Genomic DNA, 12,789 nt, shown 5'->3' with positions numbered 1-12,789 from the left:
GCTTCACGAATGCTTTTAAGTAGTTTCGTCATTTTATCTGGTTCGTCTGCCTATTTTTTTCTAGAGTCCCTTGACTTTTCAATCAAGTGTCTATATTGTATTAAGTGTACTATATCGACTAATACACTATAGACACTTAAACGTGAAGAAAGGTGTTTAACCATGAAAAAAGAAAAAAAACCAATCAATTTAAAGTGGATGGTGCTGGCTGTTGCGTTAGCATGTACATTTTTTTTCGTTCTCGTTTTCATTGGTTTTGAAGTTCAAAAAGATTTCATTCCAAATTCGGTCCCTTTAATGCAAGGACATGATCAAGCGATAGGACTGCAAAAGCATGAATGAGAAAAGAGGGAGCCATCATGATTCAAATAGATCCAAGAAGCGCTGCACCAATATATGAACAAATCATTGAGCAGTTAAAAATTTTGTGCTTAAAAGGCGTGATGAAACCAGGTGACAAACTGCCCTCTGTGAGAGAGCTTGCCACCATTATTATTGCGAATCCAAACACCGTCAGCAAAGCGTATAAAGAGCTTGAACGGGAAGGAATTATTGAAACATTAAGAGGCCGTGGAACGTATGTGACAGAAGGTGCACAGTTAAAGCTGAATGAAGGGAAGGTGTTAGAGATGAAGGAGCAATTAAGGCAACTCATTATTGAAGCTCATTATGCCGGTATTGATATTCATCAACTCAAAGAGTGGTTGGAGGAGATCGGCTCAAGTCTAAAAGGAGGAAACCAAGTTGATTGAGGTCAGAAATGTATCAAAGAAATTAAATGGACGTGAAGTACTCAGCAACGTTTCCTTCAAGATAGGCGAAGGAGAGATCTTTGGTCTGCTTGGCCGGAATGGCTCTGGTAAAACAACACTTCTTCGCTTGATTCAGCAAATACTTCTTCCAGATGAAGGAGAGATTTATTTTAAAGATGTACTCGTAAAAGACCACCCGTTAGTGAAGCAAAATATTGTGTATATGCCAGTCGTAAATCCCTACTTTGACCGGTACAATTATGGACAGCTTGTAAAGCTGTTAAAACAACTGTATCCAAAGTTTGACGTGACATATGCCAATGAGCTTGTGAACCGGTATGAGATTCCGGAAAAAGTGAAATACCGTGAATTGTCGACAGGTTTAAAGAAACAGCTGTCCCTCATTTTAAGTTTTGCCATCAAACCAGCAGTCATTTTGTTAGATGAGCCGACAGATGGGATTGATGCAGTCACAAGAAATGACGTTCTTCAGCTGATGATTGACGAGGTGGCAGAACGACAAACAACGATTTTAATTACATCGCACCGTTTAGAGGATATTGAGCGTATGTGTAACCGAATCGGGTTTTTGGAAGGAAATCAGCTCACAAGTGTTATGGATTTAGACGAATTAAAGAATGACTACGTTAAAATCCAGATGGCATTTGAAGAGGATATGAACTTAAGTATTAGAAAAAAAGGCGTTGCCATCTTAGATCAAGCGGGTGTGTTCTATACAGCACTTGTACTCAAAACAGATGAAGAAGCAAAAGAGTATTTGAAATCGCTTGAACCAAAAGTCTGGCATGAACTGCCTGTAAATTTAGAAGAAGTATTCATTGCAAAGTTTGGAGGGAAACGCAGATGGTAAAGCGGCAATTGTTATATAAGGAATGGAAGCAGTCTGAGCTGACATTCATTTTAGTGATGCTTGTTGCGGTCTTTGCGACGCCATTATCCTTTTTAATGGGATACTCATCCTTTCAAACTTGTTTAAACGATCCGACTTGTACACCACTCGATAATTACTTTTATTATGATTTCGGTTCTGATATGTTTATCACCTTTTCATGGACGATGAGTTTAATTTTTGCAATTACCCAGTTGGGTTTTGAAAGAAATAAAGGGCAAATTGATTTTACTTTATCTTTGCCGTTTAGCAGAACGACCATTTATCACACAAAGTTTTTCCTAGGTGCCGGAATTATCACGCTTGTTCATGTATTGTCATATGTCTTTACTTATATACTCATTTTATGCATTCAACCACAATATACGATTGCGTTTAACAGTGGTTATTTGATTGCACTTGTGTCCACCTTAATGTTTTATAGTTTGTGTCTTGCAGCAGGTGCTTTAACAGGAAGCGCAATTAGTCAAGCCATTGTTACATTCAGTACATCAATTTTACCTTATTTATTAATTTGGCTACCGATGTTTCATTTAGACTATTTATTAAAAACGGATAGAAGTTGGGTTGATATCAGTTATGACTACTTTATTATGCCCATAGCTCCAATTACTTATATAACAGACCGTTTTCAATTTCGAAATTTAGTTGAAAATCCAATTTGGTTTACAGGTGTAGAATTCATCGTGCCAATTGTGATGCTAATCGTATTTTATCTCATTGGTTTGTTTAGTTTTATTAAACATCCAGTTGAACGAAATGGACGATTCTTTGTTTACCCTAAAATGGATAGGCCCATTCAGATATTGGTCATTGCCTTCGGTGTTCTAGGATTTGGCTGGGTTGGATTTTCTTCAGACAATTCCATTTTTGGTTATATCGCTGGCATGTTAATCGGTGGAGCTGTAGGCGCGCTGACGAGTTATTTCTTAATCTATCGAAAAAGATAAACAGAGAGCAGGGGAGTAGAGATGATTCAAATTCAATCGTTAGATCATGTGTTTAAAATTGGGAAAAAGGGCAGGGAGAACGAGATTCCTGTGCTCAAAGACATTGATTTGTCTATTAAAAGAGGCGAAATTGCATGTATCGTCGGACGAAGCGGTTCGGGGAAATCAACTTTACTGAATTTAATATCGGGATATATTACGCCAACAAGCGGACAAATTATGGTTGATGGCACCAATGTGACCGGCTTTAATGAGAAAGAATGGGCAGACTTTCGGTTAGATCATTTTGGCTTTATCTTTCAAAGCTTTCAATTGATCGGGAGTTTAACAACATATGAGAACGTTGAACTTCCGCTCACTTTAAAAGGTGTGAAACCGTCTGAGCGAAAAGTGAAAGTAAAGGAAATGCTGAAACGAGTTGGTCTTGAACATCACGCAGGACATTATCCTAATGAACTGTCAGGTGGACAGCAGCAGCGTGTGAGTATTGCAAGAGCCTTGATCCTTAATCCGTCTATTATTTTAGCGGATGAGCCAACAGGCAGTCTGGATTCAGAAACTGAAGGCGAAATTCTAGCCTTTATCCAGCAGCTTAATCGTGAAAAAGGAATTACATTTGTCATCATTACACATGACGATGAAGTCGCTTCAATCGCAGACACAACGTTCCAGCTTCATGATGGTGTATTAAAGAAAGGGGATCAGTCCATTGAAATTTAGAGATCAGGTCAAATTCATCAGAAGAAATATGAAGAAAAATAGATTGCGTGTGTTTATGACCATACTTGCAACGACAATGGCATGCTCTTTCTTAATCGTTCTAGCGTCGGTTGGTTTTGGTCTGCAAAAATCGGCTCAAGATGAAATCATGAAACAACAAATCATCACAGAAATTAAAGTGTTAGGCAAAGAAAAAGGGGACGTCAAGGTCGACGATCTAAAGAAATATGATCATGCGAAATCTGTCGTTGCAAGAACGTCAATCATTCCATCGGTTCACGTCGAGCTCGATAATCGCTCAAGTGATACGCAGGCTGTACTGACAGATATGAAAGAAGAAAAAGAGGCAGGCCTTGAACTAGACCGTGGAAAAGTCCCAACATCGGCGAATGAAATTGTAGTTGGGTATCAAATGGCAGAACAACTTTGGACGGAAAAAGAACGAAAAGACTATGAAAAAGAAATGAATCAGACATCAAATGGTGAGGAGACACCGGAAGAGCCAAAAGGCTATACGAAGGAAATTTTAAACAAAGTCATTCAAATCAAGGTGCCAAAACTGAATGAAGAAAATGAAGTGGTGAAAGAAAAGACGTTCGATTTCCGTGTCGTCGGTGTATTGAAGAAACCGAATTTGGAGTGGCAGCAGGATCATAAAATTCTTATTCCGAATGCTTATGAAAAAGAATTTAGTCAAGTGCTCGATCTGTCTCCTGATGCAGGAAATGTTGAAAAAATGACGTCTGTCTATGCTGATAAGTTCGACAATGTCGGTGCGCTCACAGATAAGCTGACAGATGACGGCTATCAAGTCATCTCTGTGACGAATCAGCTTGAAGGAATGGATATGTTCTTTACAGTCTTTAAAATTGGACTCATCTTTGTTGGATGTATTGCGGTCATTATTTCGGCGATTGGCATTTTCAATACGATGACAATGGCCGTTACAGAGCGGACACAAGAGATTGGGATCATGAAAGCCATCGGTGCGAATCCTTCCATTATTAAGCGAATGTTCCTCATGGAAAGTGCGTATATTGGGGTGATTGGATCGATCATCGGGATCATTATCTCGTACATCGTTAGTTTTGCAGTGAATTTAATCATTCCAGCGATTTTGTCTTCCATGTCTGAAGGGGGATCCAGTGATCAATTCTCGATCACCTTCTCCTATATTCCGCTAAGCCTTGTGGTCACAGCAACAGTGATTAGTGCAGGAGTTGCCATTATTTCTGGACTGAACCCAGCACGTAAGGCGACAAAAACGAATGTATTAACAGCATTAAGAAGAGAAATTTAAAGAAGAACCTCCTGTACCTATAGTGGGCTGACAGGAGGTTTTTTTATCGTCAAAAGATGTCTATTGTTTTGGTGCCCGGTACCCTGCACGCTCAGCTTCTTCTACGGAGCAGAACATTTTGGTCACGTTTTTTGTCCGTGAGTAGTATCTGCTGCTCGGTGTGTGATAGATGCCGTTGACACTTCCTTTAATATTACAGGCGGTAGATTCTTTTTTTGTTTCTTTTTGTGACTCATGACCGCTAGTATTGGCCCCATCATCTTTAGGAGCAGATCGCTGGGCCGATGACGTGGTGTCTTTGTTTACTTTCTGGTGTTCTTTTTTGAGTGTTTCGTTTGTAGAGGTGAGCTTGTCTATTTTCTCTTCAAGCTCATGGATGGTTTTTTCTTGCTGTTTGACTGTCTTCTTTTCGGAGGTGATGTTTTCTAATTTCTTGGATAGCTTTTCTTTTTCTTTGGTCACGTCTTCTAAAGAGGCCGTCAGCGTTTCTTTGTCTTCCTTTAGACGAGAAATATCAGATGCTAATTGTTTTTGCTCTTTCAGCAGCTGTTCAGAAGATGGATCTGCTTGTGCTTTCGGAGCACCTGTGCCGGCAAACGGTAATGACATAATAGAAAAAACAAGACCAATGGTCAAAAAAGGATAGAAGAGTTTTTTTGAAAAGATTTGTTGATTTTGGTGTTTGAGTAATAAGAAATTCACGGCATATCCTATGGCGAAACAAATACATAAAAGACCTATGATGAGTAACATCATCATCTGGCAGCCCCCCTATATCGCTATTTATACCTATCATACCTCATTTTTCCATTTTGGGGAGCGGTTCAATTAAAAAAACCCTGTTTATACAGGGTTTTCAGCTAATGCCAATCCTTTGATTGCTTCTTTTACCGTTAAATAAGTGATCGTATTCTGGAAGTCTGTATCTAAGTCTTTCATTTTCATCGCAAGCTGTGGTTTGATCCCAGTGATGATGAGTTCAGTTCCAGTTAAGTTCAGCAGGTGATGCAGTTTAAAAATTCGCGCTGTAACGGAATCATCGACATCAATTAAACCAGAAAGATCGACAATTAAATAATCATCCTTCGAATCTTCTAATATACAAGTTAACTTCGCGACGATGGCATCAAAGCGTTCTTCTGATAATTTTCCGATGAGTGGAAGAGCGGAAACACCATTTTTGATTGGGACAATTGGCGTCGACAGAGAGGTGACTTCCTGTAAGGAATCTTCTAGGAGTTGTTCATATTCTTTCTGCTTTGTAATGTCCTTTTGAAAGCCAATAAAAAATGTTTTGTCATCTTGTTCAATGTATAGAGGATCTATATTGAGTTCATTCCAAAAAAAAGTACCGTCTTTTTTATAATTTTTGAGCTGTGTGGTAATAGGTGTTTTGTTTTGAATTCCGTGACGTATTAAGGCAAGTTGCTCTTGATTTGTGTCTTTTCCTTGGAGGAATCGACAATTACGTCCAAGAATCTCATCTGGTTTGTATCCAGTCATTTGTGTAAAGCCATGATTCACATAAACGATAGGGTTATCCTCTAAAGAAGGGTCTGTAATGACAACACCAATCCGCGCATGATCCAGCGCTTTTTTTATGAGTTCAAGCTGTTTTTGCAAGCCGAAGATGTTCGAGCTGACCATATTACCCTCCTTTGCTGCTACTATCAGACATTTAAGATGGTTTTTTTAAAACCAAATGAATTCTTTTTAAACGTAACATAACATATGTTCTGTTTCAATGATTGCAATCGTTTTGTTAAATTTGTCATCATAGTTTGTCCTCCATTAGAATAGAGTAAGTAAGGAGACTTTTCATTAGAAAAAGAAGGAATCATTTGGGAATAATTCATAAAATGACAAAAATAGTTAATATGGATTAGGTAAAAATGATTCCAATGCATCAAGATTGTTTTTGGGTCATTCACATATAATGGAAGAAACAAGCTTTTTTTCTTCGTTAGAGAGAATAGACCTTTTACATGGATTATGACGGAACAGCAGAATGGCATTACAGGGGGCTGGACAGCCTGAAGTCGCTTTACTATTCTAAGGGCTTTAGGAAGGTGATGAAAATGCTGCAACAAGTCATTATTGCTTGCGCCATTGGAGGGGTCATGGGCATTCTCGGTCACGTAAAGAAAAAAGGCAGGCTAGAGAAGCCCAGAATGACAAAGAAGTTTATTTATCTAGGGTTTATTGAAGATTGGCTCGTTGGGATGATTGCTGCTACACTGCTTGTCTTATCCTCAAATCCCGAATCTAGTCTGCACTTGATCATCTTATCCATTATTTCAGGTTACGGAGGAGAAGCAGTTCTGCGAAGCTTCGATTTTGTGAGAGAAGAACGTTCACAGGATGCAGGCTCCAACCGTCATAACCGATCTCCACACGAATAATATCCTCACTTTACCCTAGTCTAGGGTACATTCCCATTGTATACAAACCTGCTTGCACTTATGATCATAATTCTATAAAATACTACTTAGATGACGGTTACGATAAGAACAGTGAAGAGGAGTAGTAGGAAAGCAGTATTTGTCTTTAGAGAATTGACGGCTGGTGAAAGTCAATCAAATCTGCTTCTGAACTCGCCTCAGAGTTGCAGTTGCGTTAAAGCTTCTGTCGCATGTCTGCGTTAAAGATATTAAGTGAGCGTATGAACAGTTCATGACGCTAACAAGGGTGGTACCGCGGGAACCAAAAAATCTCTCGTCCCTTTCTAGGGATGAGGGTTTTTTGTTGATTTTAGAAAAATCTGAATTCTTGCAGTGGTCATCTGTGCAGATAAAGCCGTACACATTAAAGGAGGTTTTCACATTGAGTTTTCAGCATCGGGAAATTGAAAAGAAGTGGCAGGATTATTGGCTGACACATAAAACATTCGCCACATCTGACTCGGAAGATAAGCCAAAGTTTTATGCGCTAGATATGTTTCCTTATCCATCAGGAGCAGGGCTTCATGTAGGGCATCCTGAAGGATACACAGCAACGGATATTTTATCACGTATGAAACGTATGCAGGGATACGATGTTCTTCATCCAATGGGATGGGACGCATTTGGTCTTCCAGCGGAACAATATGCGCTGGATACAGGAAATGATCCAGCTGCATTTACAGAAGAGAACATTAATAATTTCCGCCGCCAAATTCAATCATTGGGCTTCTCGTATGATTGGGATCGAGAAATTAACACGACAGATCCGAATTATTATAAATGGACGCAGTGGATTTTCTTGAAATTGTACGAAAAAGGATTGGCGTATATTGATGAAGTACCTGTAAACTGGTGCCCAGCACTTGGTACAGTCCTTGCAAATGAAGAAGTCATTGATGGGAAAAGTGAGCGCGGAGGGCATCCTGTTGAAAGACGTCCAATGAAGCAATGGATGCTAAAAATTACAGCATATGCGGACAGGCTATTAGAAGATTTAGAAGACATTGATTGGCCTGAAAGCATCAAAGACATGCAGCGCAACTGGATTGGACGTTCTGAAGGTGCACATGTTCACTTCGAAGTAGAAGGACATGACGAACAGTTTACTGTGTTTACAACACGTCCTGATACACTATTTGGTGCAACATATGCCGTTCTTGCACCAGAGCATACACTAGTTGAAAAAATTACAACAGCTGCTCAAAAAGAAGCAGTTGAAGCATATATCAAAGAAATTCAATCTAAGAGTGACTTAGAGCGAACAGATCTTGCTAAAACGAAAACGGGCATTTTCACAGGTGCTTATGCCATCAATCCATTGAATGGGGAAAAGATGCCGATCTGGATTGCAGATTATGTGTTAGCCACATATGGCACTGGAGCGATTATGGCAGTTCCTGCTCATGATGAGCGTGATTATGAATTCGCCAAAACATTCGATCTTCCCATCAAAGAGGTTGTCGAAGGTGGAGACATTGACAAAGAAGCCTACACAGGTGATGGAAAGCACATCAACTCTGATTTCTTAAACGGCTTAGGGAAAGAAGAAGCAATTGAAAAAGCGATTGCATGGCTGGAAGAACATCAAAAAGGTGAAAAGAAAGTCACTTATCGTTTAAGAGACTGGCTGTTCAGCCGTCAGCGTTACTGGGGAGAGCCAATTCCAATTATTCATTGGGAGGACGGAACATCTTCAGCTGTTTCAGAGGAAGAGCTTCCACTGATTTTGCCTAAGACGACTGAGATTAAGCCAAGCGGAACAGGTGAATCACCTTTAGCCAATATTAAAGACTGGGTTGAGGTTGTAGATCCTGTAACAGGTAAGAAAGGCCGCCGTGAAACGAATACGATGCCACAATGGGCAGGTAGCTGCTGGTACTTCTTACGTTATATTGATCCACATAACACAGAAGAACTTGCATCGCCTGAAAAGCTGAAGAAATGGCTTCCGGTTGATGTGTATATTGGTGGAGCAGAACATGCTGTGCTTCATCTGCTATATGCACGATTCTGGCATAAATTCTTGTATGATATTGGTGTTGTTCCAACAAAAGAACCGTTCATGAAATTGTTCAACCAAGGAATGATTCTTGGTGAAAATAATGAAAAAATGAGTAAATCAAAAGGGAATGTTGTCAACCCAGATGATATCGTAGAATCTCATGGTGCAGATACATTAAGACTGTATGAAATGTTCATGGGGCCTTTAGATGCGTCAATTGCTTGGTCTGAAACAGGTCTTGATGGTGCTCGTCGTTTCCTAGATCGTGTATGGCGTCTGTTTACAAATGAAGATGGCTCCATCAGTGATAAAGTGACAGAGCAATCTGGCGGGCCATTAGAGCGAAGCTACCATGAAACCGTCATGAAGGTAACAGATCATTATGAAGGCTTACGTTTCAATACTGGGATTTCACAATTAATGGTGTTCATCAACGATGCATACAAGGCTGACACACTGCCGAAAGAATATGCAGAAGGCTTTGTGAAACTTCTTTCTCCAATTGCACCGCATGTAGCGGAAGAGCTTTGGAATAAACTTGGTCATGAAGGGTCTATTTCTTATGAAGCATGGCCGCAATATGATGAGTCAAAACTTGTCGATGATGAAGTGGAAATTGTCGTACAGCTAAATGGAAAAGTGAAAGCAAAATTAACGGTTCCTGCTGATGCAACAAAAGAGCAGCTAGAAGAGCTTGCGAAAAATGATGCACGGATAAAAGAACAGCTTGAAGGGAAAACAATCCGTAAAGTGATTGCGGTTCCTGGAAAACTTGTCAATATTGTCGCGAACTAATGAACGCACCCATCGGTATCAGCCGATGGGTGTTGTTTATTTCCCGGGACATAATTTTGTCGAAAACAAGGTAATTCCTCCATCAATCTCGTATTTAACAAGTTGATCAAGAAAATGAGGAGTGACGTCAATGGAAAAGGAAAACAAACGTGAACAACTGCTCAGTTTATTAGGGGAAATGCCGGAGCGCCATCGTGTGGAGGCGTATACGTTAAAGATTGAGGAACGTGAATCGTACTTAGTAGAAACACTCATTCTCTCTATTCATGGGGTGGAGGAAGTTCCGGCTTACTTTGTGAAGCCGAAAGATACAGTAAAAAAAAGGCCTGTTGTCTTGTTTCAGCATTCTCATGGTGGGAATTATGTGGATGGGAAAGAAGAGTTATTGAAGGGGGCTCATTATTTGCAAGCGCCTTCATACGCAAAAGAATTCACTTCAAAGGGCTATAGTGTGTTGGCGATTGATCATGCGGGATTTGGTGAAAGAAGGGGAAGAACAGAAAGTGAAATTTTCAAAGAAATGCTGTTAACAGGAAAAGTGATGTGGGGCATGATGCTGTATGAGAGCATGTGTGCAATTGATTATTTGCTGTCCCGCTCTGATGTACTCCCAGAGCGTTTAGCTGTTTTTGGGATGTCAATGGGCGGCCTTCTTTCATGGTGGACGGCAGCACTTGATGAGAGGGTCAGTGTGTGTGTGGATCTTTGCGCACAGGTTGATCATCACACATTGATTGAAACAAATCATTTAGATAGACACGGTTTTTACTATTATGTACCGAGCTTAGCTAAGCACTTTACAGCAGCTGACATCCAAGAAATGATTTTCCCAAGACCGCATTTAAGCTTAGTTGGAAAGCATGATCAGCTTACTCCTGCTGAAGGTGTTGGACGAATTCAACAGACATTAAGTCAAGCCTATCAAGCTGCTTCCTTAAAGGAACGTTATCAGCTTATAGGTCTACATGCAGGTCATTTTGAAACGGCTGCTATGCGCCACGAGGCTACACGTTTTTTGAAAAAGTGGCTGTAATCAATAGACGGCATGGACATACTACTCCGATAGAAGATGAAGGAGGAAACAGATGAAAAAAATCACCATGATTGGCGGATGTGGTGTCATCGGACGTTTATTAACTAAAGAGCTCTCTTCGGAGTATGACCTGACCATCATTGATCAAACAAGATGTGTAGAAGAAGTCATTTTTGCAAATGCGGCAAATGATGTTGAGTTGTTTCAAGCCATTCCAAGAGATACAGATGTGATCATTCATCTTTTAAACATAGACATGACGCATGATGTGATGAATGAAAAGGAGTTTGCAAAAATGAATGAGGTGTTTTGGATAAGCACGTATAATATGTTTCGTTCAGCGACCAGGTTAAGCATTCCAAAAGTCATTTTTGCAAGCAGTAATCATGTGACAGATCGCTATGAAAAAGATGGTCACTCCTTACTAGGGCGAGAAATTACGACTGATGATGTACCAGCAACGAAAAATGTGTATGGCATTTTAAAATTTGCTTCCGAACAGCTTGGGCGTTTGTTTCACGATCAAACAGGTATGTCTGTCATCAATTTGAGAATTGGAACCGTCGTGACAGATGAGATGGAAGGATTGCACACCAAAAAAAGAACGAAACGAACGCTTCTTTCACATGAAGATCTTTTCAGCATGATCAAGGCTGCCATCGAAACAGACGTTCCATTCGGGACTTATTATGCCGTATCAGAAAACGAAGGAAAACCTTGGTCTACTGAGAAAACGAAGCAGGAGTTAGGCTACAGGCCAGATGTCAATACGGCAGAAATTCTGAAAGAAAACGATCAGGCATAGGGCATAATCATGACATTAGCTCATGATCTTTTTCTTTTCATTGATGAGGCTAAAAGCACGAATGGCATGATCATCTCTGTGGTCTGTCATGATGATTATAGACGCTTTCTTCCCCCGTTTGTTACATTTTAATCACGATATCGTCAAAGGCTGCAGCTTATGTTCAGACGAAATGATAACGCTTACAAAGAAAGGGCGTGATGAACATAGATCGTTCTATTAAAGGCCGATTGTTCAATGTATTTAATTACTCTTTTCTACTCATGTTCGCATTAATATGTGTGCTCCCGTTCATCCATGTCATTGCCGCCTCTTTTGCGACAGTAGAAGAGGTCATCTCAAAGAAGTTTATTTTGTTTCCAACGACGTTTTCTCTAGAGGCCTATCGCTATATCTTTTCTACAGATATTGTGTATCGCAGCCTGATTGTATCCATTCTTGTGACACTCGTTGGAACAGCGGTCAGCATGTTTTTGTCCTCACTCATGGCGTATGGGCTGTCTCGTCAGGAGCTAAAGGGCAGGAGAACCCTCATGTTTCTCGTTGTCTTCACGATGCTGTTTAGCGGAGGGATGATTCCGACGTTTATTGTCGTGAAAACACTTGGGCTGCTTGATACTTACTGGTCACTCATTCTGCCAGTGGCCATCAATGCATTCAATTTGATCATTTTGAAAAACTTCTTTCAAAACATTCCGGCAAGCCTTGAAGAATCAGCGAAGATGGACGGCTGTAACGATTTAGGGATCTTCTTTAAAATCGTGCTGCCACTTTCTTTGCCAGCTATTGCGACGATTTCACTTTTTTATGCCGTGACGTATTGGAATACGTACATGACAGCCATTTTATATTTAAACGATTCGGTGAAATGGCCAATTCAGGTCCTGTTAAGACAAATCGTCATTGTATCAAGCGGTATGCAGGGAGATATGTCAGATATGGGCTCATCCACACCGCCGCCAGACCAAACCATTAAAATGGCGGTCATCGTCGTGGCGACCATTCCCGTTCTGCTTGTCTATCCATTTATTCAAAAGCATTTCAACAAAGGGGCATTACTAGGTTCTGTAAAGGGTTAAAA

General features: G+C 40.3%; 13 protein-coding genes and 1 other annotated feature. Of the genes, 11 read left to right on the top strand and 2 right to left on the bottom strand.

The window, feature by feature from the left end:
- Positions 1-162 precede the first annotated feature (162 nt).
- Genes KVT11_RS14555 through KVT11_RS14530 form a run of 6 tightly spaced genes read left to right on the top strand, consistent with a single transcriptional unit; the run spans position 163 to position 4,632 of the window.
- Positions 163-342, top strand: coding sequence for a hypothetical protein (locus KVT11_RS14555; RefSeq protein WP_008342991.1), 180 nt, complete (start codon positions 163-165; stop codon positions 340-342).
- A 17-nt stretch (positions 343-359) separates the two neighbouring features.
- Positions 360-752: a GntR family transcriptional regulator gene (locus KVT11_RS14550; RefSeq protein ID WP_017358353.1), complete on the top strand. Its 393-nt coding sequence runs from the start codon at positions 360-362 to the stop codon at positions 750-752.
- Positions 745-1,623, top strand: coding sequence for an ATP-binding cassette domain-containing protein (locus tag KVT11_RS14545; RefSeq protein ID WP_007501894.1), 879 nt, complete (start codon positions 745-747; stop codon positions 1,621-1,623). Before KVT11_RS14550 ends, KVT11_RS14545 begins: the two co-directional genes overlap by 8 nt.
- Entirely contained in the window at positions 1,617-2,612 is a 996-nt protein-coding gene (locus tag KVT11_RS14540) for an ABC-2 transporter permease (protein ID WP_017358352.1), read from the top strand. The genes KVT11_RS14545 and KVT11_RS14540 overlap by 7 nt, the downstream gene beginning before the upstream one ends.
- A gap of 21 nt (positions 2,613-2,633) precedes the next feature.
- Positions 2,634-3,332 carry an ABC transporter ATP-binding protein gene (locus tag KVT11_RS14535; RefSeq protein ID WP_007501890.1) on the top strand — a complete coding sequence of 233 codons (699 nt, stop codon included), beginning with the start codon at positions 2,634-2,636 and terminating at the stop codon, positions 3,330-3,332.
- Complete coding sequence (locus tag KVT11_RS14530; protein ID WP_008342997.1) at positions 3,322-4,632, top strand: ABC transporter permease; 1,311 nt, start codon at positions 3,322-3,324, stop codon at positions 4,630-4,632. Before KVT11_RS14535 ends, KVT11_RS14530 begins: the two co-directional genes overlap by 11 nt.
- Positions 4,633-4,692: 60 nt before the next feature.
- Here the strand turns inward: KVT11_RS14530 and KVT11_RS14525 are convergent, their stop codons facing one another.
- Both KVT11_RS14525 and ytvA read right to left on the bottom strand, forming a co-directional pair.
- Positions 4,693-5,391 (bottom strand): sunset domain-containing protein, encoded by a 699-nt coding sequence (locus tag KVT11_RS14525; protein ID WP_191218924.1) that lies wholly within the window; start codon positions 5,389-5,391, stop codon positions 4,693-4,695.
- An 84-nt stretch (positions 5,392-5,475) separates the two neighbouring features.
- Positions 5,476-6,279, bottom strand: a complete 804-nt coding sequence (gene ytvA / locus KVT11_RS14520) for a YtvA family blue-light photoreceptor (protein ID WP_181891429.1) — start codon at positions 6,277-6,279, stop codon at positions 5,476-5,478.
- 425 nt (positions 6,280-6,704) lie between these two features.
- On the opposite strand from ytvA, the gene KVT11_RS14515 reads away from it, so the two are divergent.
- The 5 genes from KVT11_RS14515 (at position 6,705) to KVT11_RS14495 (ending at position 12,787) form a co-directional block, all read left to right on the top strand.
- Positions 6,705-7,034: a DUF4257 domain-containing protein gene (locus KVT11_RS14515; protein WP_008343006.1), complete on the top strand. Its 330-nt coding sequence runs from the start codon at positions 6,705-6,707 to the stop codon at positions 7,032-7,034.
- A gap of 102 nt (positions 7,035-7,136) precedes the next feature.
- Positions 7,137-7,358: a binding site (T-box leader), on the top strand.
- A gap of 97 nt (positions 7,359-7,455) precedes the next feature.
- Positions 7,456-9,870 carry a leucine--tRNA ligase gene (gene leuS / locus KVT11_RS14510; protein ID WP_048001444.1) on the top strand — a complete coding sequence of 805 codons (2,415 nt, stop codon included), beginning with the start codon at positions 7,456-7,458 and terminating at the stop codon, positions 9,868-9,870.
- Positions 9,871-10,000: 130 nt separating this feature from the next.
- Positions 10,001-10,903 (top strand): dienelactone hydrolase family protein, encoded by a 903-nt coding sequence (locus tag KVT11_RS14505; protein WP_210552179.1) that lies wholly within the window; start codon positions 10,001-10,003, stop codon positions 10,901-10,903.
- Between the two features lie 52 nt (positions 10,904-10,955).
- Positions 10,956-11,708 carry an NAD-dependent epimerase/dehydratase family protein gene (locus KVT11_RS14500; RefSeq protein ID WP_076822461.1) on the top strand — a complete coding sequence of 251 codons (753 nt, stop codon included), beginning with the start codon at positions 10,956-10,958 and terminating at the stop codon, positions 11,706-11,708.
- 218 nt (positions 11,709-11,926) lie between these two features.
- A complete protein-coding gene (locus KVT11_RS14495; protein WP_098680761.1) occupies positions 11,927-12,787 on the top strand; it encodes a carbohydrate ABC transporter permease in 861 nt (286 codons plus the stop codon).
- The last annotated feature ends 2 nt before the right edge of the window (positions 12,788-12,789 follow it).

This window comes from Bacillus sp. GbtcB10, assembly GCF_019091365.1.
Classification (GTDB): domain Bacteria; phylum Bacillota; class Bacilli; order Bacillales; family Bacillaceae; genus Bacillus; species Bacillus altitudinis.
Note: the sequence above shows the minus strand (reverse complement) of the source record. Positions and strands in the feature narration are given on the sequence as shown.